This window comes from Mesorhizobium sp. CA4 (assembly GCF_020165075.1).
In the GTDB taxonomy this organism is placed as follows: Bacteria; Pseudomonadota; Alphaproteobacteria; order Rhizobiales; family Rhizobiaceae; genus Mesorhizobium.
Genome location: NZ_JAIUHK010000008.1, coordinates 124,738 through 144,433, shown reverse-complemented (window position 1 = coordinate 144,433; position 19,696 = coordinate 124,738). Strand labels below are relative to the sequence as shown.

Genomic DNA, 19,696 nt, shown 5'->3' with positions numbered 1-19,696 from the left:
AACCGACCCGTCGGCCCGCCTGCGGCAATAGGGACCTGTCGTAGGGATCAAGCCGCCAGCGCGTCCTCCGGCGGCTTCTTGGCACCGGTCATCAGCGCCACCGCATCCGACATGGAAATCTGCTTAGGATCGACGACGCAGAGACGCCTTCCAAGCCGGTGGATGTGGATGCGGTCCGCCACCTCGAAGACGTGCGGCATGTTGTGCGAGATCAAAACGATCGGCAGGCCGCGCTTCTTGACGTCCAGGATCAGCTCCAGCACGCGGCGGCTTTCCTTCACGCCAAGGGCGGCCGTCGGCTCGTCCATGATCACCACTTTCGAGCCGAAGGCGGCGGCACGCGCTACTGCCACGCCCTGGCGCTGGCCGCCCGAAAGCGTTTCCACCGCCTGGCTGATGTTCTGGATGGTCATCAGGCCGAGCTCCGTAAGCTTGTCGCGAGCACGCTTCTCCATCGCCGGACGGTCGAGCATGCGCAACCAGCTGCCGAGCGGGCCGGGCTTGCGGATCTCGCGGCCGAGAAACATGTTGTCGGCGATCGACAGCGCCGGCGACAGAGCGAGGTTCTGGTAGACGGTTTCAATCCCGGCTTCCCGGGCCTCCATCGGCGACTTGAAGGCAACGGGCTTGCCCTCAAGCCGGATTTCGCCTTCGTCGGGCACCGCTGCGCCGGAGATCGCCTTGATCAGTGATGATTTGCCTGCGCCGTTGTCGCCGATGACGGCGAGGATTTCGCCCGGATAGAGGTCGAAATCGGCATTGTCGAGGGCGGTAACGCGGCCATAGCGCTTGATCAGACCGCGCGCTGTGAGAATGGGCTCCTGGGTCATGACTATGCCGAAACCTTTCTGATCCATTGATCGATCGCCACGGCGCCGATGATAAGCACGCCGGTGAGCAGCACCTTCCATTGCGGATCGGCGCCCAGCATGTTGAGGCCCATCGAGACGACGCCGACAATCATGGCGCCGAACAGCGTGCCGAGGATCGAGCCGCGCCCGCCAAAGAGCGAGATGCCGCCGATCACGGTCGCGGTGATGGCCTGCAGATTGTAGTCGGTGACAGCGGCGGACGGCGAGATCGAGCCGTTGCGGCCGATCGAGACCCAAGCCGCGAAAGCGGCGATCAGCCCGGCAAGGGCATAGACCGTCATCAGCACTTTCTTGGTCTGGATGCCCGACAGTTTCGCAGCCTCCTGATCGTCGCCGACGGCATAGACATGGCGGCCCCATGCGGTGTGGTTGAGCACGTACCACAGCAGGATCACCAGCAGGACCATGGCAATGACGCCAAGCGTCAGCACGGCAGAGCCGACCCTGAAGCTCACCGCGAACAGATGCAGCAGCGGCGCCTGCACGTCGACGTCGGTGTCTCGGATCGTCTCATTGGCCGAATAGATGAAATTCGTGGCCATGACGATGTTCCAGGTGCCGAGCGTGACGATGAAGGGCGGCAGCTTCATGTAGGCGACCAGGAGGCCGTTGAGCAGTCCGCAGGCGCCGCCGGCGGCAAGCCCAATCGCCACGGCGAGAATGGCCGGCATCCCATAGGTCACCGCGCAATTGCCCATGATCACCGCCGAAATCACCATGATGACGCCGATCGAGAGATCGATGCCCGCGGTCAGGATGACCAATGTCTGCGCGGCACCGAGAATGCCGACGATGGCGATCTGCTGCAGGATCAGCGTCAGCGTATAGGACGAAAAGAAACGTCCGCCGATGGCGATGCCGAAGATGATGACCGACAGAACCAGCACGATCAGCGGCACCGCCGCCGGCGTGGAATGCAGGAAGTGCTGGGCGCGCTTGACGGCCGATTTGTGTTCGTCGAAGGCGGCGACGCTGGTGTCGCTTCCCGTAAGTACTTTTTCGAATTCCTGTATCTGAGACATATGTCCTCCCGTCTGCATACGGCCTCTCATTGCCGCACGCGCCGTCGACGCCTATTCCGGTCTTGTCGCCAGGATTGTCGCGCTTTGACGAAAGCGCATCGTCCACCCGATGCGGCCGGGGATCAAGCCCCCAGCCGCACGGTTCGTGGACCTCTCAGAGCATCAGCCCCAGCACTTGGCCAGGCCTTCCTTGGTGTCGATCGACTTGACGCCATTGGCTGGCTTGTCGGTGACAAGGTTGACGCCGGTGTCAAAGAAGTTCTTGCCTTCGGTCGGCTTTGGCTTGGTGCCGTCCTTGGCGAAGGCGGCGATCGCCTCGATGCCGAGCGCCGCCATCTGCAGCGGATACTGCTGCGAGGTGGCACCGATGACGCCTTCGGTGACCGACTTCACGCCCGGGCAGCCGCCGTCGACCGAGACGATCAGCACCTGCTTCTCGAGGCCGACGGCCTTGAGCGCCTGATAGGCGCCGACAGCGGCCGGCTCGTTGATGGTGTGGATGACGTTGATGGTGTTGTCCTTCTGCAGGAGGTTCTCCATCGCCTTGCGGCCGCCCTCTTCGTTGCCGTTCGTCACGTCATGGCCGACGATGCGCGGATCGGTTTCGTCCCCGATCTTGTTGGGGTCCTTCACATCGATGCCGTAGCCCATCATGAAGCCCTGGTCACGGAGCACGTCGACGGTCGGCTGCGAGGGGGTCAGGTCGAGGAAGCCGATCTTGGCATCCTTGGCCTTGTCGCCGAGCGTAGCGGCGGCCCAGGCGCCGATCAGCTTGCCGGCTTCGAGATTGTCCGTTGCGAAAGTGGCGTCGGCGGCGTCGATCGGATCGAGCGGCGTATCGAGAGCGATCACCAGCAGGCCGGCGTCACGCGCCTTCTTCACCGTCGGCACGATGCCCTTGGTATCGGAGGCCGTGATCAGGATACCCTTGGCGCCGTCGGCAATGCAGCTTTCGATCGCCGCGACCTGGCTCTCGCTGTCGCCGTCGATCTTGCCGGCATAGGTCTTAAGGTCAACGCCGAGTTCCTTGGCCTTGGCGGTCGCACCCTCTTTCATCTTGACGAAGAAGGGGTTCGTGTCGGTTTTGGTAATCAGGCAGGCGCCGACGCCCGCGGCCGACGCGGACGAGGCGAATGCGAGCAGGCCCAGCCCGGCCGCCGCGAATACGGTGGATTTCAGCAGCGATTTCTTGGTCACGATTTCCTCCCAGTGAACCATTCCGGACGCCGGCCAACCCGGCGCCTCAAACGCATCCAACCATTTCTCCCAGCGTGGACGCCAGATCAAAAGACACCAGTCCGCAACGACTGTCAATAAATAAATCACTCTTATTTATTATTGACACCCTTGCGCTGTTCACCCATTCTGAACGAAAAGCCCCGAGGGGAAACAGACGGGAGGAACAGGGTGGAGACCGGCATTGCGAGGCACGGTTCGCCCGAGGCTTTGGAAAGCCGGCTGCATCGCGGCACGAACCAGAGCGGCATGCGCGACCACAATGAGCGGCTCGTGCTGTCCCTGGTACGCCAGCATGGCAGCCTGGCCAAATCCGACATCGCGCGCATGACAGGACTGTCGGCCCAGACGGTGTCGGTGATCATGCGCGAGCTCGAGGAAGACAAGTTGCTCCTGCGCCAGGCGCCGCTGCGCGGCAAGATCGGCCAGCCTTCGATCCCGATGGCGCTCAACCCGGAAGGCGCCTTCTTCATCGGCCTCAAGATCGGCCGCCGCTCGGCCGAGCTGGTGCTGATCGACTTCCTCGGCAATGTGCGCGCCATGCTGCAGCATTCCTACCGCTATCCCGCGCCGCGTGAGACCGTCGAGTTCGTCACCGCCGGCATCAAGACGATGCGCAGCGAGCTGACGCCGGCGCAGGACAAGCGCATTGCCGGGCTCGGCATCGCCATGCCGTTCGAGCTGTGGAACTGGGCCGACACGGCCGGCGCGCCGCGCGAGATCATGGACGAATGGCGCCATCGCGACATCCGCGCCGACATCCAGGGGCAGTGCGAGTTCCCCGTCTACCTGCAGAACGACGCGACTTCGGCCTGCGGCGCCGAACTCGTCTTCGGCCAGGCGGGCGCGGCGCGCGATTTCGTCTATTTCTATATCGGCGCGTTCGCCGGCGGCGGCATCGTGCTCAACGGCCGTCTTTACAGCGGACCGAAGGGGAACGCCGGCGCGCTGGGCTCGATGCCGGTGCCGGGGCCGGACGGGAAGCCGACGCAGCTCATCGACGTCGCCTCGATCGCCATGCTGGAGAAGGCGCTCTCGGCCAGGGGCATCGACGGCTCCTATCTGTGGACCTCGCCGCAGGAATGGGGCGATATCGGCGGCGAGCTCGACGACTGGATCGCCAGCGCCTCGCAGGCGCTTGCCTATGCCATTGTCGCGGCCTCGTCGGTCATCGATTTCGAAGCGGCGGTCATCGAGGGCTGGATGCCGCTCGATGTGCGGCGCCGGCTGGTCGATGCCGTGACGGAAGCGATTGCCACCGTCGACGCAGAGGGGCTGAAGCTGCCCATCGTTCGCGAGGGAACGGTCGGCATCCACGCACGCGCCATGGGCGGTGCCAGCCTGCCGCTCTCCGAGCGCTTCCTGATCGGACCGAACACGTCCGGGGGCGCCTGACATGCTGATGGGCATCCCGTCACTGCTCGGGCCCCAGTTCCTGGCGACGCTCAGGGCAATGGGTCACGGCGACGAGATCGCGATCGTCGATGGCAATTATCCGGCCGAGGAACAGGCGCGGCGGCTGATCCGCGCGGACGGCCACCACGTCATAGCTGTCCTCGACGCCGTGCTCAGCGTGCTGCCGGTGGACGAGGCGGTGCCGGAGGCGTTGTTCCGTGCTTCGGTGAAGGGCGACCCGGCGCTGGCCGACCCCGTGCATCGCGAGATGGAAGCGGTTTGCGCCAGGCGTGCGCCGGGTCATAAGGTGGTTGCGCTGGCCGGGGCCGACTTCTATGCACGCGTCAAGGCCGCGCACGCCATTGTCGCGACCAGCGAACCCAGGCTCTTTGCCAACATCATCATCCGCAAGGGCGTGATCCATCCGCCGGAGACGAAGACGACATGATCCTTTGCTGTGGCGAAGCGCTGATCGACATGCTGCCGCGTACCACGACGGAGGGCGAAGCGGCCTTCGCGCCCTATGTCGGCGGCGCGGTGTTCAACTCGGCGATCGCGCTTGGCCGGCTCGGCGCTCCGGCCGGCTTTTTCTCCGGCCTCTCCTCGGACCTGTTCGGCGGGCAGTTCCGCGAGGCGCTCGGCGCCAGCAAGGTGAGCTCCACCTATGCGCACACGTCCCCTCGCCCGACGACGCTCGCCTTCGTGCGGCTCACCAACGGCCAGGCGACCTACACCTTCTATGACGAGAATACCGCCGGGCGGATGCTGACCATCGAGGACCTGCCGAAGCTCGGCGCCGAGATCGAGGCGATGCTGTTCGGCGCCATCAGCCTGATCTCCGAGCCGGCTGGTTCGACCTATGAGGAGTTCATGCGGCGCGAGCACGGGAGCCGGGTGATGATGCTCGATCCCAACATCCGGCCGAACTTCATCCCGGACAAGGCCAAGCATCTGAGGCGTATCCGCGAGATGATGGCGATGGCCGACATCGTCAAACTCTCGGACGAGGACCTCAACTGGTTCGACGAGGCCGGCTCGCATGAGGACGTGGTTCGCAACTGGCTGGATCGCGGGCCCAAATTTATCGTCGTCACCCATGGCAGCGAAGGCGCGGTCGGCTACAGCAAGGACCATAAGGTCACGGTCTTGCCGCAGAAGGTGAAGGTGGTCGACACGGTCGGCGCCGGCGACACCTTCAACGCCGGCATCCTGGCCTCGCTGCATGAACAGGGCCTGCTCACCAAGGCAGCGATCGACAGCCTCTCCGAAGACGCCATCCGCAAGGCGCTGGAGCTCGGTGCCAAGGCGGCGGCGGTGACTGTGTCGCGGGCCGGCGCCAACCCGCCATGGCGGCACGAAATTGCCTGAGCCGGCGTGGGGACCGACGTGAACCCGCCCTTCACGGCCGATCACTTTATGTTTCCCATCGGTGGATCGACGCGATAAGAGGGGCCGGAAAACGCCACTCGAAGCTCGGATTTCCGGCTTTTTCACGCATTGCGCCGGCAAAATCTGTAACAGGCTGCGACACCTGAGCAATTTGCGCTGGCCGCCACCGGCTTTCTCAGCCGGTTCAAGTCTGTTACCAGCGGGCCGGTTTTACAGGCACTTTCGAGGGCGACATGCAGTTCATCGATCTTGGCGCGCAGCGCGAACGAATCCGCGACCGGCTGAAGGCCGCGATCGACAAGGTGGTCGAAGATGGCTGCTACATCCTCGGCCCCCAGGTCACCGAATTCGAAAACAAGCTCGCGGCCTATATCGGCGTCAAGCATGTGGTCGCCTGCGCCAACGGCACCGACGCGCTGCTCCTGCCGCTGTTTGCCGCCGGCATCGGCCCGGGCGATGCGGTGTTCGTGCCGAGCTTCACCTTCGCAGCCACCGCCGAGGTGGTAGCGCTCGCCAAGGCCGAGCCGGTTTTCGTCGACGTCGACCGCAACACCTACAATATCGATATCGCCAGCCTCGAGGCGGCGATCGAGATGATCAAGAAGGAAGGAAGGCTGAAGCCGAAGGCGATCATCCCGGTCGATCTGTTCGGCCTTGCCGCCGACTATGAGGCGATCATGGCGATCGCCAGGCGCGAGAACCTCCTGGTGATCGAGGACGCCGCGCAGTCGATGGGCGGTTCCGCCGACGGCACGACGATCGGCGGTTCCGCCGAGGCCAAGATGTGCGGCGCCTTCGGCCATGTCGGTTCGACCAGCTTCTATCCGGCCAAGCCGCTTGGCTGCTACGGCGACGGCGGCGCCATGTTCACCAATGATGCTGCGCTGGCCGACAAGCTCCGTTCCTTCGCCTTCCACGGCAAGGGCGAGACGCAATATGACAATGTCCGCGTCGGCATCAATTCGCGCCTCGACACGCTGCAGGCGGCGATCCTGATCGAAAAGCTCGCCATCCTCGAAGAGGAGATGGTGGCCAGGCAGGTGGTGGCGGACCGGTATGCCAAGGGCCTCGGCGACATCGTCAAGGCCTCGCGCAATCTCGGCCACGGCCGCTCGGCCTGGGCGCAGTATGCAATCGAGACCCCGAAGCGCGACGGGCTCAAGGCCCATCTCGGCGAGAAGGGGATTCCGTCGGTGATCTATTACGTGAAGCCGCTGCACGAACAGGTCGCGTATAAGCATTATCCGCGCACGCCGACCGGCCTTGCCGTCTCGGAAGAACTGCCGAAGCAGATCCTCTGCCTGCCGATGCACGCCTATTTGAGCGAGGCCGATCAGGACCGCATCATCGAGACGATCCGGAATTATATCGGCTCGAACTCGGCGCATGTCGCGGCGGCCTAATCTCCCTCAGTGTCGCTCAAGGCGACAGAGGGGTCTCCATCGCATAGGACTCACAGCAGCGGTTTCTTCACGCCAGATGGGCTACCGGCGCATATCGCGGGATGCGAATGTGGCGCTGTCGGAATCGGGGATGCTCGCGGATCAAGCGGGCCGATGTTCCTCATTGATTAGCAAGGCCAAGCCTGAATGTGGCCGCACTGCATCAGCCGCAGCGTACATGCTCTGCGGTGTTTCCTTGTTGGCCTGACCGACGCCTCGATCGCCGCCATATTCGCCAACGGGCTTGCCCCTCCGGCAATTTACATTCCGCCCTTGCCCTTTGCATACGATGCCACGGCGAAGTGATTGATGCCGGGAACAAATTAGCAGTTCGAAAGTTCGCGAGAACGGCGAACCGGGAGAAGGGGTGCCCGCTGCCGTCGCCGGTTCGTTGAAGGCCGACTTTCGTTCCAGGATGCCCTGCACATGAAGATTGCCCAGATCGCACCCCTGACTGAGTCCGTGCCACCCAAGCTCTATGGCGGGACCGAGCGCATCGTTTCCTATTTGACGGAAGAGCTGATTCGAAGGGGCGATGACGTGACGTTGTTCGCCAGCGGCGATTCACGTACTTCGGCCGAACTGGTGGCATGTTGCGACGTTGCACTGCGCCTGAATCCGAAAGCACAGAATCCCATTCCTTACCATGTCATGATGCTTGAAGAGGTTCGCAGACGGGCGAATGAATTCGACGTGCTGCATTTCCACGTCGACGTTCTCCATTTCCCGATAATTCGAGAGTTCGCGCAGCGAACCGTTACCACGCTTCATGGCCGACTCGACCTTCCGGACCTGGCGCAGCTTTACGCGATGTTCAACGACATTCCACTGGTCTCGATTTCGGACGACCAGCGCCGGCCCATGCCGCCGGTCAACTGGCTTGGAACGGTCTATCACGGCCTGCCGAACAATCTCCTGCCATTCCGGCCGAAAGCCGCTGGATACCTCGCGTTCCTCGGCCGCATCTCACCCGAAAAGGGACCGGAGGCCGCGATAGAAATCGCCACGCGCGCCGGAATGCCGCTGAAGATCGCAGCCAAAATCGACGCAGTGGACCAATCATTTTGGAGCGACAGGGTCGAACCCCAGGTGCTTCGGCATTCGAATGTCGAGTTCATCGGCGAAATTGATGAGCGTGCGAAGGCGGAATTTTTGGGCAATGCGACGGCGCTGCTGTTTCCGATCGATTGGCCGGAGCCGTTCGGCCTCGTGACGATCGAGGCGATGGCCTGCGGCACCCCGGTGGTTGCGTTCAACCGCGGAGCCGTTCCGGAGGTCATCGATCATGGCGTGTCCGGACTGATAGTGGAAAGCATTGACGAAGCCGTCGAAGCTGTGCGGCGGATAGGCAGTCTCGATCGCGCACGTGTGCGGAAAACTTTTGAAAGGCGATTCACGGTCAGGCGCATGTGCAGCGACTATTTGGGGATCTACCGCTTGCTGGCGCGCGACGAGCAATTTCCACTCGGCTCGCGAAACGGGTTCGCCGAAAACGCGGCTGAAATAGCCAGCACTTTTTAACAGCACCGCTTGAGACGAGTTGGCGGTTAGAATCGCCGGGTTCCCGCCGCATTCGATCGGACTCGAACAGCGGAAGCTTCGCCGAATATCCGCCAAGATTTCAATGACGCTCTCGGGATCATAGGCATCGCAGCATTGATGCGAGATACTGTTGATTAGGAGGTGGTCGGGCGCAGGCATATGGGATGAGCGCCAGCATCGACCGTCTGAACGGGAGGGATGAGATGAGCATCGAAGTCGAAGAACGCAAGCTTAATCCAGCGGTCGCTCTCCCCGCACTCGATGAATCGGCCCCGCGCGAGCCGCATAGGCAATTTGCGCTGAAGCATGAGGACTGCTTCGTCGTCGCGGACAGCTATGGCGACATACGCGGCAGCGGCGACGGGCTTTTCCGCGATGATACGCGAGTGCTGTCGCGTTTCCGGCTGTTCATAGGTGGCCGCATGCCGTCGCTGCTCGGAGCCTCGCTGTCGCAGGACAACATCCTATTCACCGCCAATCTCACAAATTTGGCTACCATCGGGCCCGACGGTAGTGAAACGCTGCCTGGGGTCGTGCACATCGAGCGGACCAGATTCATCTGGCATGACCGCATGTACGAGCGAGTCACTTTCACGAACTACTCCGCGCGTGAGGTGTCGCTGCCGGTCCGGTTCGACTTCGATGCCGATTTCCGTGACATGTTCGAGGTGCGCGGCACCACGCGCAGCCGGCGCGGTCGCGCACATGACGCCTTGGTCGGCGAGTCAGGCGTGACATTTTGCTACGAGGGCCTCGATAATGTGGCGCGCCAATCCGTCATCGCGTGTTCGATGAGGCCCGACCAGATCCATCCCCATCATGCAGAGTTTCTCATTCTGGTGGGGAGGCATGACAAAAAGGCGCTGTATCTGGAAGTTGGTCAGAACGAAGAAATCCCGTCCAGTGATCGGTTCCGCGCCGCCGCGGCGCGAGCGCGATTTGCAATGCGCTCAAAGCGTCGGCAGGGCGCCACTGTTTTCAGCTCCGGCCGCGTGTTCAATGACTGGCTCACGCGCACACGTGCCGACATCGCCCTGCTGACCACCGATCTGGAGACCGGCCCATATCCGTACGCCGGTATTCCCTGGTTTTCGACTGCCTTCGGCCGCGACGGCGTCATTTCCGCCTTGCAAATGCTGTGGCTCAACCCCGAGCTCGCCCGCGGCGTGCTGGCGTTCCTTGGCCGCTATCAATCGACAGAGACCTCTGTGTTCGACGATGCCGAGCCCGGCAAGATCATGCATGAAACGCGCAAAGGGGAAATGGCTATACTGCGCGAGCTGCCGTTCGGCCGCTATTATGGCGGCGTCGACACCACTCCGCTTTATGTCTACCTGGCTTGGTCCTACGCCGATCGCACGGGCGATGACGAGTTCGTCGATCGCATGTGGGATTCGCTGTGCGCAGCAATCGGGTGGATGGAGGAAGTCGGTGCCCGCAACAGCGACGGTTTCGTGACCTATAATAGGGCGGCGGACACGGGTCTCTTCAACCAGGGCTGGAAGGACAGCGCCGACGCTATCTTCCATGCCGACGGCAAAATACCTCGCGGTCCGATCGCACTGGTCGAGGTGCAAGGCTACGTCTTCGCAGCCTATCAAGGCATGGCCGCCTTGGCAGCCAAACGCGGAGACGCCGCCAAGGCGGCGCACTGGAGCGCCATGGCAGAAAAAATACGCAGCGCAGTGGAGGCCCGGTTCTGGATGCCGGACCGCAATTTCTACGCTTTGGCAATCGATGGAGAAGGCAGGCAATGCGCGGTGCGCGCCTCCAACGCGGGTCACCTGCTCTACGTTGGGCTGCCCTCGGCAGAACGGGCGAAATCAATTGCCGAGCAGTTGCTGTCGGGACATCTGCACAGCGGTTGGGGCGTTCGCACCTTGGCCGACGATGAGATTCCGTTCAATCCGATGTCTTATCATAACGGCTCGATCTGGCCGCATGACACGGCGATCTGTGCCGCCGGGCTAGCCCGCTACCAGGAGCGCACCAGCGTCGTGAAGCTTATGAGCAGCATGTTCGAGGCGGCGGTCCGGTTCAATATGCGGCTTCCAGAGCTATTCTGCGGCTTTACGCGGGCGATCGGGGATGCGCCGATCGCCTATCCCGTCGCCTGTCTGCCGCAGGCATGGTCGGCCGGTTCCGCGTTCATGATGCTGCAGGCCTGCCTGGGGATCCGCATCGATGGTTGGAAGCGCGAGATTAATGTCGAACGCCCACGGTTGCCGATAGGCATCGACAACATCGTCATCCGGCACTTAACCGTGGGAGAGGCGAAGGTCGACCTCAATTTCCAGCGCGTCGGCGACCGGGTCGTCTGCTATCTCGGCGAGCGGCACGAGGGCCTAGTGCCGCTGGTCGTTCGCTCTTAGCAACCGGGACAGCAGGGCCTGCCATCGATGCTCACGGTAGCATCCAGGTGCTGCTGGCGACGTCTCGCAGGCTCCTCTTGAACTGAAAAGAGCTGCTTCCAATCTTTCTCTTGTCCCCAGCCGGGCGTGCAGGTGTTCGAGTATTAGCGGTGCATCTGCGGAAATGACCAACGGGGTCAGTTGTTGAAGGGAGGTCACTATGGAAAGTGATGCTTTCAAGCAGTCGGTTTTCGTAGGGGAGAATGGCTACATTCAAAAGATCGACTGCGTGATGGATGCCATTGAGTTTTTGGAAGAATGGCCTGTGGAGAGACGTGGCCTGCTTCACGCGGCGGCCTGCGAGGCGTGCTACTCGGCCTATGACGGTCGGAAACCAGTCGAGGCCGCGCACAAGGCCTTTACGACTTGGGCCCGCAAGGTTGGAGTCATCGAGGACGTGCCCACAGCACCGCCGTGGATGACTGGGCCAAAGATCAGCAACGCAGACCTCTTGTGAGGGGTGCGAAAGGGCTACTCGTCAGGCGCAGCTTGCGATGAATCGCGCCGGAGCGAAACGCAAACGTCGGCGCCGATCCCCTTCTGACCTGCCGGCCATCCTCCTCGAGTGGCGAGGTTACGCGCCCTTCCCCCGCGCAATGAAATGCGGATTGGCGAAGTCGCCGTCGCTGGCCTGGTTGCGCTTGCCGTAGACGAGCGGCTGGCCGTCCAGCGTGCGCGTCATGCCGCCGGCGGCGCGCAGCACCGCGTCTCCTGCCGCCGTGTCCCATTCCATGGTGCGGCCGAAGCGCGGATAGACGTCGGCTTCCGCCGCCGCGAGCAGGCAGAATTTCAGCGATGAGCCGATCGAGACGATCTCCGCGGCGCCGAGATCGCGGATGAATTCCTCGGTTTCCGGCGTGTTGTGCGAGCGGCTGGCCACGACCGCGAGCGGCGTGCCGCCTTCTCGCACATGGATCGGGCGGCGTTCAGTGATGCGATAATCCGCATCGACCTCCAGCGCCTCGGCCTTGCCCGGCCGTCCGCTGAAGAAGCGCCCGGTGCACGGCGCGAAAACGACGCCGACTTCCGGCACGCCGTGCCGGATCAGGGCGATATTGACGGTGAAGTCCGTGCGGCGGTTGACGAATTCCTTGGTGCCGTCGAGCGGGTCGATCAGGAAGAAGGCGCCGTCGAGATCGGGCGTCGCGATGCCCGCCGCAACCTCCTCCTCGGCCACGCATGGGATGTCGGGATAGGCGGCGCGCAGGCCGGCCAGGATGATCTTCTCGCTTTCGCGGTCGGCTTCCGTCACCGGCGAAGAGTCCGCCTTGCCGTCGACGGCACAGCCCTCGTGGAAGACGCGCATCACCTCGCGCCCCGCTTCCAGCGCCAGGCGCTCGAAGACGCCCAGCATCGCCTCGTCGTCAGATACCGCCGCCATTGCCATACTGTTCCTCGGCGATGTCGCGCTCGGTCAGCCAGTGCTCCAGGGCTTCCGCCATTTCCTGCGGGCTCCTGCCGAGGGTCTTCAAGTGAATTTCCGGATTCTGCGGCGCTTCATAAGGAGAATCCACGCCGGTGAAGTTCTTGATCTCGCCGCTCAGAGCGCGCGCGTAAAGGCCCTTCGGATCGCGGCGTGCGCATTCCTCGAACGGCGTATCGACGAAGACCTCGACGAACTCGCCTTCGGCCATCAGCTCGCGCGCCATGCGCCGTTCGGCGCTGAAGGGCGATATGAAGGAGACAATGACGATCAGGCCGGCATCGGCCATCAGCTTGGCCACCTCGGCGACACGGCGGATGTTCTCCACGCGGTCGGCGTCAGTGAAGCCGAGATCGCGGTTGAGGCCGTGGCGGACATTGTCGCCGTCGAGGATATAGGTGTGGCGCCCGGACGCGAACAGCTTCTTCTCGAACAAATTGGCGATGGTCGACTTGCCTGAACCGGACAGCCCGGTGAACCAGAACACGGCCGGGCGCTGATTCTTCAGGTCGGAGCGGCCGCGCTTGCCGACATCGAGCGACTGCCAATGGATGTTTTCGGCACGGCGCAGCGTATGCAGGATCATGCCGGCGCCGACGGTGGCGTTGGTGACGCGGTCGATCAGGATGAAGGCGCCGGTGGTGCGGTTCTCGGCGAAGGGATCGAAAGCGATCGGCGCGCGGGTAGAGAGGTTGCAGACGCCGACCTCGTTGATGTCGAGCGACTTCGCCGCCTCATGCGCGAAATCGTTGACGTTGACGCGGTATTTCAGGTCGGTGACAGTCGCGCTCACCTGGTCGGTTTCGGTTCGCAGGATGTAGGAGCGGCCGGGTAGCAGCGCCTGCTCGTCGAACCAGACGATGTTGGCGGCGAACTGGTCGGCGACCTGCGGACGCGCTGCCGGCGAAACCAGCAGGTTGCCGCGCGACACCTCGACCTCGTCCTCAAGGACGAGCGTGATCGCCTGGCCGGCGACCGCCTGCTCGAGGTCGCCGCCCTGCGCGACGATGCGCTTGACCCGGGACGCCTTGCCGGATTTCGCGACGACGACTTCGTCGCCTTGCGAAACGGTGCCCGAGGCGACGGTGCCGGCAAAGCCGCGGAAATCCAGGTTCGGGCGGTTCACATACTGGACGGGGAAGCGGAACGGCAGCTCGACGGCGGCCTCGTCGACCGATACGGTCTCGAGATGCTCGATCAGCGACGGCCCCGAATACCAGGGCGTGCGCTCCGAGCGGCTGGTGACGTTGTCGCCGAAGCGCGCCGACATCGGGATCGGCGCGACGCTCACGAAGCCCAGCTCTCGCGCGAACTCGCCATAGTCGGCGACGATCCGGTCGAACACGGTCTTGTCGAAGCCGACGAGGTCGATCTTGTTGACCGCAAGCACGATGTGCCGGATGCCGAGCAGCGAGGCGATGATCGAATGACGCCTGGTCTGGCGCAGCACGCCCTGGCGCGCGTCGATCAGCACGATGGCGAGATCGGCTGTCGAGGCGCCCGTCGCCATATTGCGCGTGTACTGCTCGTGGCCGGGCGTGTCGGCGACGATGAACTTGCGCTTCGGCGTGGCAAAGAAGCGGTAGGCGACGTCGATGGTGATGCCCTGCTCGCGCTCCGCCTCCAGCCCGTCGACCAGCAGCGCGAAGTCGATGTCGTCGCCGGTGGTGCCGTGCTTGCGCGAATCCTTTTCGAGCGCCGCAAGCTGATCCTCGAAGATCTGCTTGGTGTCGGAGAGCAACCGGCCGATCAGCGTCGACTTGCCGTCGTCGACCGAGCCGCAGGTGAGGAAGCGCAGCAGCGACTTCTTCTCCTGCGCGGCCATGTAGTCGCGGATCGAATCGGTGGGGGCGAGGCTCTTGGCCATGATGTGGCGCATTGTCAGAAATAACCCTCGCGCTTCTTCTTTTCCATCGAGCCGGCCTCGTCGCGATCGATGAGGCGGCCCTGGCGCTCGGAGGTGCGTGCGGTCAGCATCTCCGCGACGATGGCCTCAAGCGTGGCGGCGTCGGACTCGATCGCGCCGGTCAGCGGGTAGCAGCCGAGCGTACGGAAACGCACGAGACGGTTCTCGACCGTCTCGCCAGCGCGCAGCCGCATGCGGTCATCGTCCTTCATGATCAACATGCCGTCGCGCTCGACCACCGGCCGCTCCTTGGCGAAATAGAGCGGCACGATCGGGATGTTCTCCTGCAGGATATACTGCCAGATGTCGAGCTCGGTCCAGTTGGACAGCGGAAAGACGCGGATCGATTCGCCCGGCGCGATGCGGGTGTTGAAGATCTTCCACATTTCCGGCCGCTGGTTCTTCGGGTCCCAGGCATGCTGGGCGTTGCGGAAGGAAAAGATGCGCTCCTTGGCGCGCGACTTCTCCTCGTCGCGGCGGGCACCGCCGAACGCCGCGTCGAAGCCGTATTTGTCGAGGGCCTGGCGCAGCGCCACCGTCTTCATCACATGGGTGTGGGTGTTGGAGCCGTGGTCGAAGGGATTGATGCCCTCGCGCACACCATCCTCGTTGACATGGACCAAAAGGTCGAAGCCGAGTTTCTGCGCCATCTGATCGCGAAAGGCGATCATCTCGCGGAATTTCCAGGTGGTGTCGACATGCAGGAACGGGAAAGGCGGCTTGGCCGGATAAAAGGCCTTCATCGCCAGATGCATCAGCACGGAAGAATCCTTGCCGACCGAATAGAGCATCACCGGCTTGGAGAAAGACGCCGCGACCTCGCGGAAGATGTGAATGGATTCGGCCTCGAGCCGCTGCAGATGCGTGAGCGCGATATTCATGGAGCGTCGAGCGTTCTCTCGTGCCGTCGGGCGGAAATCTTGCACCGCGGGGGCAATCCCATGCCGCTCGGGTGCAAGCTTCACTTCGGACAAACTGTTTCGTGCGTGCGTTCTAACAGATCGGCGCCGCCAATAACAATGCAGGACCCGCGCGGCGCGAGCTGATTAGAGAACGAATTTTCCAAGCATGGCCGGCAAAGCGGAAAATCCTGCCAGGGCATCAAAAGGCGGACGCGAGGAAAGACCGTGCCGTCCGGGGAATTCCGAGGCCGTTCGATCCTGGCCGGATCGGGGGATTTCTGTCGCAACATTGTCGACTGCTCTATCGCAGGGCGGCGCCAGCCGCTATACGGGCTTGGGGAACGGCAGGGGCGGCAAACGGAGATCGGCGAGGCGGCCTTTGGCCGGCTCCATGGAGATCCGGGCGCAACCTGGTAAATTGCGAAGCAAAGCATTGAATCCGTTTACAAAGCTCCGGCGCCGCCTCACGCCCGCACAGATCAATTTCTATTTCTCGATCGTCTGCTTTTTTTCGCCGCCGGTGCTTGGATCGCTGGTCAGCATAGCTTTCAATGCCGGTGGCGTGTGGTCCGTGATGCTTCTGGCGACGAAACGCCGGCGCTTCAACATCGACCAGCCGATGCTCGCGCCAACGGTGGCGATCTATGCCTATTGCGCGGCCATGGTTCTCGCTTCGATCGTCAACGGCACGCTGGCTGCCGATTTGCGGTTTTTCCTGCCGCTGATCACCTTCCTGCTTTTCCCCATCTCCTATTCGACCTGGAGCATCACCGAGAAGGCCACGCTGGCACGCATTGCCATTCTGGCGAGCACCGCGGCCTGCTTCGGCGCGCTGGCGATCGCCCTATTCCAGTATCACTGGCTCGGCGTGAGGGCCGAGGGCGGCGCCGGAAACCCGATCGTCTTCGCAACCGTTACCTGCCTTGCCGCCATGACATGCCTCGCCGGCGCCCTGTCGGGCATCGAGAAACGCTGGAAGCTGCTGGTCCTGGCGGCGATCGCCGGAGCCATGGCGATCGTCTATTCGGGATCACGCATGATCTGGGCGGCCGTGCCGATTGCCGGCATCGTCCTGCTTGTCATCAACCGCCGCCGGTTCACCGGCGCCAGCGTGGCGCGCTTCGTGGCGATCGGCGTGGTGGTTGCCCTTGTGATCGCCGCCATCGGCTCTCGCGTCGTGCTGGATCGAACCGACTTCCTGGTCAGCGACTGGGATGCGCTGAATGCCAATGGCGACCATTCGACGGCGCTCGGCCTGCGCGTGGCGATGTGGGAAATCGGCTTTGCCGCGGTTCGCGAGATGCCGATTTTCGGCCATGGCATCACGGCCAGCCGCGCGCTGATGAAGCAGGGTTTTCAAGAGCAGTTCGGTCTAAGCGCGGGTTTCAGCCATTTTCACAACGGCTTCCTGACGGCGATGGTCGAGGCCGGCCTGCTGGGAGCGCTGGCCCTGGCGTCGATCTTCATCGTTGCCGCCTGGAACGCCGCAAGGACGCTGCGCCGCAGCGCCGATCCGGTGGAGCGGTTCGGCGCGACGATGATCCTTGTCGCGGTCATCACCTATCTCACCGGCGGAATGACCGGCATCCTCGTCGGCCACGATATCCTCGACGCGACGCTGATGGTATTCCTGATTGCGGGAACCTACCTTGCGTCCGGGCGGACGGTGGCGCCAACCGGCAAAGACGCGCCTGCCATGGCGCCGAGTGTCAGCCCGCAACCATGAAGGTCCTGGTCACCGGCGCGACAGGCCTCATTGGGCGCCGGGTCTTCAGCCGGTTGCGCGAAGCCGGATTCGACATACGGATCGCTTCGCGCCTGCCGCAGCGGCTGGCGGGAGCGGACGATGCCGTCGCGCTGCCCGGCGCCGATGCGCCGCAGGAAGCCTTCCTGGCGCTGATGCGCGACGTGACGCATGTCGTCCACTGCGCGGCGCTCAACAATGATCGCAGCGCCGGCGCGGCCGACTTCCGAACCGTCAACGCGATGCTGACCGGACGGCTCGCCCAGGCAGCCGCCACGCGCACCGACGGGCGCTTCATCTATCTCTCTTCGATCCGCGCCGTGACGGGTGCCGGTTTCAGCGGCACCATCGACGAGGCGACGCCCCCCGCCCCGCAATGCGCCTACGGGCACTCCAAGCGCGAAGGCGAGATCAAGATGCTGGAGGCTTTTGCAACGGCCGGACGCGACGGCGCGACGGCGCTGCGGCTGCCGCCGGTCTACGGCGAAGGCATGAAGGGAAACCTGCGCTGGCTGATGCGGTTGGCGGCCACCGGCCTGCCGTTGCCAACAGCCGCTCTGACGGCGGTTCGCTCGCTCGTCTCGCATGATGCCGTGGCCGGCGCCGTGAGGCATCTTTTGACCCGTCCCGTGCCGCCGCGCCCGACCTATGTGCTCGGCGACGCTACGCCGGTTGCGATGTCCGAAATCGTCGCCGCGTTCCGGCGCGGATATGGCCGGCCTGCCCGGCTTCTTCCCATGCCGGCCTGGCCTTTCCGGGTGCTGGCCACGCTCACCGGCAGACAGGCCGCGTGGCAGGCTCTGGTGGCGACGCAGGTCTGCGATTCGTCGTTGCTGGCCTCGGAAGGCTGGGAACGGGAAACCGATACGCTCGGCCGGCTTGAGGAACTGGCGCGACAAGGGGGCCGTTCGCCGGTACCGTGAGCGGCCAAACGCTCTACGCGCGGAAGACTGTGCCCAGCAATATCTTGAGGTCCAGGCTCGTCGAGGCGGCCTTGATGTAGGCCGCATCGGTCTCAGCGCAAAGTTTTGGATCGGACATGTCGATGCCCTCGATCTGCGCCAGTCCTGTGATGCCTGGAAGTGCGGTGAGCACGCCCAGTTCCTTGCGCCGTTCGATCAGTTCCGTCTGCGTCGGCAGGCATGGACGAGGGCCGACAAGGCTCATCTCGCCCTTGAGCACGTTCCAGAGCTGCGGCAGTTCGTCGACCTTGGTTGCGCGCAGCACCTTGCCGACGACGGTGACCGAACCGGCCGGCGCCTCGTGCGTGGGCAAGGAAGGCGTTGCGAGATACATGGTGCGCAGCTTGCGGCAGGCAAAGAGGGCTCCTCCCCGGCCTACGCGGATCTGCGAGAAGATGGCGGGGCCCGCCGACGTGGCCCGGATCGCCAGCATCGCGACAAGCAGGACGGGCGACGTCAGCGCCAGCATCGGAACGGCGACCGCAAGGTCGAGCACACGCTTCGCCGTCATGGCTCAGATCCGGCGCCAGAGGAAAGCGATGTAGAGCCCAAGCGTGCCCATGAATGTCTGCCGGTAGACGCCGCTTTTGCCGAGCAGGCTGAAACGCCTGAAGACATTACCCTTGCGCGCCCTGATGAATAGGCGAAGGCATAGTGCAGCATCGCGTGCGATGAGGTCGCGGTTGACGGCGAGGCCGCGCAGGTTGGTGTCGGTCCAGGTGGCGAACTGGCCTTTGAACAGACGTGCCAGCCTTGAAAGCCTTCCCCTCCACGAGACATTGGCACCGACAAGATTTGCCGCGTGCTGGCGATACCTGACCAGCGGCCGCGGCTCGTAGCGGACCTTGCCGCCGGCGGCGGTGACGATGAGATAGGCCCACCAGTCATGGCTGACGAATTCGGCTCTGGCCGATGCTTTCGCCAGAAGGTCGCGCGCCTTGCGGTTGAAGAGCATCGTGTTGCCGCCGGCGATGCTTTGCACCAGCGCATTGCGGAAGGACGGCGGACGCCGGAAGAGCGGCGAGCAGCCGGCCGGAACGCCGGTCTGCGAAATGGTCGCGGTGCGCGAGCAGAACAGGAGCGGCGTTTCCATGTCCTGTCCCTCCATCCAGCGGATGGCGCTCTCCAGCCGATCCTCCTCCCAGACATCGTCCTGGTCGCAAAAGGCGTAGTAGTCGGCATCGATGCGCGGATCGATGATCATCGAGCGGAAATTGGCGGCGAAGCCCTTTCGCGGACCATCCACCAGTGTGAGAGAGCCCTTGTTCCAACGGGACCGCCACGTCTCGACGATTGCGGTCGTGGCGTCCGACGAACCGTCGTCGGAGATCCAGAGATCGACGAGCGGCCAGGACTGCGCCAGCAAGGATTCCAATTGTTCGCCGATATAGGCCGCGCCATCCTTCGTGCCCATGAGAACGGCGACGCGCTGATCTTTTCTGGTCACGGC

General features: G+C 63.5%; 17 protein-coding genes. 9 read left to right on the top strand and 8 right to left on the bottom strand.

The genetic code is table 11. The features are described 5' to 3' along the window. Positions 1-47 precede the first annotated feature (47 nt). The 3 genes from LB528_RS09360 to LB528_RS09350 all read right to left on the bottom strand — a co-directional run bounded on the left by LB528_RS09360 (position 48) and on the right by LB528_RS09350 (position 3,091). The gene (locus LB528_RS09360; RefSeq protein WP_176477005.1) at positions 48-830 is read right to left on the bottom strand and encodes an ATP-binding cassette domain-containing protein; all 783 of its coding nucleotides are present in this window, start codon (positions 828-830) and stop codon (positions 48-50) included. A 2-nt stretch (positions 831-832) separates the two neighbouring features. Continuing rightward, positions 833-1,894, bottom strand: a complete 1,062-nt coding sequence (locus LB528_RS09355) for an ABC transporter permease (RefSeq protein ID WP_224515557.1) — start codon at positions 1,892-1,894, stop codon at positions 833-835. Between the two features lie 162 nt (positions 1,895-2,056). Beyond that, entirely contained in the window at positions 2,057-3,091 is a 1,035-nt protein-coding gene (locus LB528_RS09350) for a sugar ABC transporter substrate-binding protein (protein ID WP_095767162.1), read from the bottom strand. 210 nt (positions 3,092-3,301) lie between these two features. Here LB528_RS09350 and LB528_RS09345 point away from each other — a divergent pair, with 210 nt between their 5' ends. The 7 genes from LB528_RS09345 (at position 3,302) to LB528_RS09315 (ending at position 11,766) form a co-directional block, all read left to right on the top strand. After that, entirely contained in the window at positions 3,302-4,525 is a 1,224-nt protein-coding gene (locus tag LB528_RS09345) for an ROK family protein (RefSeq protein ID WP_224714638.1), read from the top strand. A gap of 1 nt (position 4,526) precedes the next feature. Then, on the top strand, positions 4,527-4,973 hold the full coding sequence (locus LB528_RS09340) for an RbsD/FucU family protein (RefSeq protein WP_224515551.1): 447 nt from the start codon (positions 4,527-4,529) through the stop codon (positions 4,971-4,973). Beyond that, positions 4,970-5,893, top strand: a complete 924-nt coding sequence (locus tag LB528_RS09335) for a carbohydrate kinase family protein (RefSeq protein WP_224515549.1) — start codon at positions 4,970-4,972, stop codon at positions 5,891-5,893. The genes LB528_RS09340 and LB528_RS09335 overlap by 4 nt, the downstream gene beginning before the upstream one ends. 254 nt (positions 5,894-6,147) lie before the next feature. Continuing rightward, entirely contained in the window at positions 6,148-7,317 is a 1,170-nt protein-coding gene (locus LB528_RS09330; protein WP_224714637.1) for a DegT/DnrJ/EryC1/StrS family aminotransferase, read from the top strand. 465 nt (positions 7,318-7,782) lie between these two features. Further along, a complete protein-coding gene (locus LB528_RS09325; protein WP_224714636.1) occupies positions 7,783-8,877 on the top strand; it encodes a glycosyltransferase family 4 protein in 1,095 nt (364 codons plus the stop codon). 224 nt (positions 8,878-9,101) lie between these two features. After that, complete coding sequence (locus LB528_RS09320; protein ID WP_224714635.1) at positions 9,102-11,270, top strand: amylo-alpha-1,6-glucosidase; 2,169 nt, start codon at positions 9,102-9,104, stop codon at positions 11,268-11,270. 199 nt (positions 11,271-11,469) lie between these two features. Continuing rightward, a complete protein-coding gene (locus LB528_RS09315) occupies positions 11,470-11,766 on the top strand; it encodes a DUF982 domain-containing protein (protein ID WP_140846230.1) in 297 nt (98 codons plus the stop codon). 117 nt (positions 11,767-11,883) lie between these two features. Here the strand turns inward: LB528_RS09315 and cysQ are convergent, their stop codons facing one another. From cysQ to cysD, 3 genes are read right to left on the bottom strand one after another with little or no spacing between them, the layout of a single operon-like run. Next, positions 11,884-12,663, bottom strand: coding sequence for a 3'(2'),5'-bisphosphate nucleotidase CysQ (gene cysQ, locus LB528_RS09310; RefSeq protein ID WP_224515635.1), 780 nt, complete (start codon positions 12,661-12,663; stop codon positions 11,884-11,886). 10 nt (positions 12,664-12,673) lie between these two features. After that, positions 12,674-14,611 carry a sulfate adenylyltransferase subunit CysN gene (cysN, locus tag LB528_RS09305; RefSeq protein WP_224515543.1) on the bottom strand — a complete coding sequence of 646 codons (1,938 nt, stop codon included), beginning with the start codon at positions 14,609-14,611 and terminating at the stop codon, positions 12,674-12,676. 2 nt (positions 14,612-14,613) lie between these two features. Next, positions 14,614-15,519, bottom strand: coding sequence for a sulfate adenylyltransferase subunit CysD (cysD, locus tag LB528_RS09300; protein WP_263484120.1), 906 nt, complete (start codon positions 15,517-15,519; stop codon positions 14,614-14,616). Positions 15,520-15,973: 454 nt separating this feature from the next. On the opposite strand from cysD, the gene LB528_RS09295 reads away from it, so the two are divergent. Continuing rightward, positions 15,974-17,266 carry an O-antigen ligase family protein gene (locus LB528_RS09295; protein WP_224515541.1) on the top strand — a complete coding sequence of 431 codons (1,293 nt, stop codon included), beginning with the start codon at positions 15,974-15,976 and terminating at the stop codon, positions 17,264-17,266. Then, entirely contained in the window at positions 17,263-18,207 is a 945-nt protein-coding gene (locus tag LB528_RS09290; RefSeq protein WP_224714633.1) for an NAD-dependent epimerase/dehydratase family protein, read from the top strand. The genes LB528_RS09295 and LB528_RS09290 overlap by 4 nt, the downstream gene beginning before the upstream one ends. Before the next feature lie 13 nt (positions 18,208-18,220). Here LB528_RS09290 and LB528_RS09285 read toward each other — a convergent pair whose 3' ends face one another. Further along, entirely contained in the window at positions 18,221-18,757 is a 537-nt protein-coding gene (locus LB528_RS09285; protein WP_224515539.1) for a sugar transferase, read from the bottom strand. A 3-nt stretch (positions 18,758-18,760) separates the two neighbouring features. Continuing rightward, positions 18,761-19,693 (bottom strand): glycosyltransferase family 2 protein, encoded by a 933-nt coding sequence (locus tag LB528_RS09280; protein ID WP_224714632.1) that lies wholly within the window; start codon positions 19,691-19,693, stop codon positions 18,761-18,763. Positions 19,694-19,696: the final 3 nt, after the last annotated feature.

What these genes read in the sequence shown, in the direction of transcription:
- cysQ (WP_224515635.1), bottom strand. Translation starts at nt 12,663, where the DNA reads ATGCTGGGCGTCTTCGAGCGCCTGGCGCTGGAAGCGGGGCGCGAGGTG.
- LB528_RS09320 (WP_224714635.1), top strand. Translation starts at nt 9,102, where the DNA reads ATGAGCATCGAAGTCGAAGAACGCAAGCTTAATCCAGCGGTCGCTCTC.
- cysN (WP_224515543.1), bottom strand. Translation starts at nt 14,611, where the DNA reads ATGCGCCACATCATGGCCAAGAGCCTCGCCCCCACCGATTCGATCCGC.
- LB528_RS09360 (WP_176477005.1), bottom strand. Translation starts at nt 830, where the DNA reads ATGACCCAGGAGCCCATTCTCACAGCGCGCGGTCTGATCAAGCGCTAT.
- LB528_RS09290 (WP_224714633.1), top strand. Translation starts at nt 17,263, where the DNA reads ATGAAGGTCCTGGTCACCGGCGCGACAGGCCTCATTGGGCGCCGGGTC.
- LB528_RS09315 (WP_140846230.1), top strand. Translation starts at nt 11,470, where the DNA reads ATGGAAAGTGATGCTTTCAAGCAGTCGGTTTTCGTAGGGGAGAATGGC.
- LB528_RS09285 (WP_224515539.1), bottom strand. Translation starts at nt 18,757, where the DNA reads ATGACGGCGAAGCGTGTGCTCGACCTTGCGGTCGCCGTTCCGATGCTG.
- LB528_RS09325 (WP_224714636.1), top strand. Translation starts at nt 7,783, where the DNA reads ATGAAGATTGCCCAGATCGCACCCCTGACTGAGTCCGTGCCACCCAAG.
- LB528_RS09340 (WP_224515551.1), top strand. Translation starts at nt 4,527, where the DNA reads ATGCTGATGGGCATCCCGTCACTGCTCGGGCCCCAGTTCCTGGCGACG.
- LB528_RS09330 (WP_224714637.1), top strand. Translation starts at nt 6,148, where the DNA reads ATGCAGTTCATCGATCTTGGCGCGCAGCGCGAACGAATCCGCGACCGG.
- cysD (WP_263484120.1), bottom strand. Translation starts at nt 15,519, where the DNA reads ATGAATATCGCGCTCACGCATCTGCAGCGGCTCGAGGCCGAATCCATT.
- LB528_RS09335 (WP_224515549.1), top strand. Translation starts at nt 4,970, where the DNA reads ATGATCCTTTGCTGTGGCGAAGCGCTGATCGACATGCTGCCGCGTACC.
- LB528_RS09355 (WP_224515557.1), bottom strand. Translation starts at nt 1,894, where the DNA reads ATGTCTCAGATACAGGAATTCGAAAAAGTACTTACGGGAAGCGACACC.